This is a genomic window from Daejeonella sp., assembly GCF_044232565.1.
Classification (GTDB): Bacteria; Bacteroidota; Bacteroidia; order Sphingobacteriales; family Sphingobacteriaceae; genus Daejeonella.
Map to the genome: position 1 here is coordinate 1 of NZ_JBIILQ010000301.1, position 2,692 is coordinate 2,692.

2 protein-coding genes are annotated in these 2,692 nt (G+C 31.8%); both read left to right on the forward strand.

Features of this window, described 5'->3' with window-relative positions; translation table 11 throughout:
• Window positions 1-595: 595 nt before the first annotated feature.
• Window positions 596-1,363: a polysaccharide biosynthesis/export family protein gene (locus ACILQF_RS12400; RefSeq protein WP_395627715.1), complete on the forward strand. Its 768-nt coding sequence runs from the start codon at window positions 596-598 to the stop codon at window positions 1,361-1,363.
• Window positions 1,364-1,388: 25 nt separating this feature from the next.
• A partial coding sequence (locus ACILQF_RS12405) for a GumC family protein (RefSeq protein ID WP_395627716.1) occupies window positions 1,389-2,692 on the forward strand: 1,304 nt, incomplete at its 3' end.

A 2,692-nucleotide genomic window follows, 5' to 3' on the forward strand; every position in this document is an offset into this window, starting at 1 on the left:
TCTAATCTTCTTGATTTTATTAACGATCCTAATATTTCTTTTGAGCTCTTCATTATATTTCCACGTCGTTGTAAAATAAAAAAAAACAAATCGGATGTTTGTAACCTTAAAGAGTTTACAGAAAATTTGAAAATCTTTAATTGTAAATTAAATTGGTGAGCAATGAAATGATATAATACTAATGTGTTTTATCGAATTAACCCATATTTCATATTCTTGTTCAAGAACTTAGAGTCGGTACTTTAATTAAGAGTGATTTTAGAAAATTATTAGTTATTAATTCTTGGCGGATTCAAGCAATAATTGCAATTAATTTAGATCATGCTAATTGTCTAAACTTACCTCTAAAAATTGATTATTCTTCCATTTAAATGAATGGAATTTTTTTTTACATTTTTTTTAAAATGCTTTTTCTATAAAACAATGTGAATCGGCTGTGAAATGTGTTTTACAGTCATGTGAAAAATCTTGTAAATTTTTTACAATTCGATTTACAATCACTGTAAACCCCGGTTTTTTCATACTTGGATTATCTAATTTTAAAATTCTAAATAATGAATAGTTGTTTAATTGATTTTAATTAAAAATAAATTTTATGAAACTAATGTATGCCTATTGTGCTCTAGTCTTAATTATATTAAGTGCTTCATGTGCGCCTCGTCGAAATCTGGTTTATTTCAGTGACATGGTTGATAAAACCAATGATAGTCAGGTTATTACCGCTGAAACTGAGCCTAAAATTCAGTCTAATGATTTACTGAGCATTACCATTAATACCTTAAGTACAGAATCCAACTTGATGTTTTCTGTTAACTCTAACAACATTAATAAAAACGGTTATTTTGAGAAGGAGGGCTATCGTGTAGATAAAGATGGAGCTATTAACTTTCCTGTTCTAGGTAAGGTTAATTTGAAGGGTTTAACACTTGAGCAAGCACAGCAAACAATGGTCAAGCAGCTTAACTATTATGTTAAAAATCCAATTGTTAACATGCAATATCTCAATTTTAGAATTACCGTAATTGGAGAGGTAAATAGTCCCGCGACATTTAATATTCCAAATGAGCAGATTAATTTACTGGAGGCATTAGGTATGGCAGGTGATTTAACCCCTTATGGAAAACGTGAAAATATTCTTGTCATTCGAGAAATGGATGGCAAGCGATCCATTGTTCGTGTAAACATAAACAATAGAGCTATTCTTAATTCGCCCTACTTCTACCTGAAGCAGAATGATGTTATTTATGTGGAACCCGATAAATCCAAATCCCTCGAATACAGTCCCAATAACCGCCTAATGCCCTTAGTTGTAGCAACTATTTCTGCCGTAGCTGTATTGTCTACTGCCTTATTATCAAAGTAACTCAAAATTTAAAAATTTATAAGTCATGGCTTCAAACACAAAAAAGCAACATTCCTCAGCTGCAAATGATCTCAATGATATTTTGTTGAAGGTTGTAAAATATTGGTATGTTTTTTTAATAACCATATTAATCTCATTGGCAATTGCTAGTCTATATTTAATGAATGCTACCCGCATTTATAAAGTGAGTAGCACTTTATTGATTCAAAATGATTTTAAGGGCGACGGGCTCCTAAAAGGGACCGCTTTTAGTGATCTCGATATGTTTCGCGGAGCTCGAACTGTTGATAATGAAATGGAGGTAATGAGATCAAGAGATTTGATTTTTAAAACTTTGGAAGATTTGAAGTTAGAGACAAGCTATTTAATTCCTGGAATATTTAATGATAAGGAATTATATGGTGAAAACTTGCCCATTCAGGTGATTATAGAATACCTAAACAATCAAGCATATTCTCAAAACATTGAGCTTTCTATAAAGGATGAACAAGTATTTTCATTCAAAACAGATGGGGAGAATGTGTTATACAATTATAATCAGCAAATTAAAAGACCAGGTTATATTATTCGAGTTGTAAAGGGACCTGCATTTTCAACAGCGGCGCCCTCACTTAAAATTAAATTTAATGATTTGTATACAATGGCTGAGTATTATAGTTTGAGCGCAATAAAGATCGTGCCCATTGTAAAGGATGCAAATACTGTATCTTTAACACTTCTTGATGCCATCCCACAGCGTGGAGTTGATATTTTAAACAAGCTCATAGATACCTATAATGATGATAATGTAGGTACTAAAAACAAGGTAGCTAGAAATACGATTCGATTTATTGATCAGCGTTTGGTGGATTTAACCAGCGATTTATCAGTTTTAGAGCGAGGAGTGGAAAACTATAAGCAAGTAAATCGTGTAACTAATATGAGCGCTGATTCGGAAATAAACCTAAGAACTTCAGGTGATTACGATTTTAATTTATCCTCGACGGGTGTACAATTAGATTTGATAAAATCTTTGGCTCAATACTTAGCTGGAAGAGATAGTATGTATGAAATTGTTCCAAGCACTCTTGGAATTAAAGATAATACACTTAATAATTTGATTACTAAATATAATGATTTACAAATTGAGAGACAGCGTTTGTTGCGCAATAACAAACCTGATAATCCCTTGATAACCAATATAAATGAGCAGTTATCCGGATTGAAAGGTTATTTACAGGAAACGTTGAAAAATGTTCAAGCAGGTTTAACTCTGGAGAGAAATAATCTGGTAAATAAATCCAATCAATTTGAATCTAAAATCAGAAATGTACCTGTTGTTGAGCGCGG

What these genes read in the sequence shown, in the direction of transcription:
- ACILQF_RS12400 (WP_395627715.1), top strand. Translation starts at nt 596, where the DNA reads ATGAAACTAATGTATGCCTATTGTGCTCTAGTCTTAATTATATTAAGT.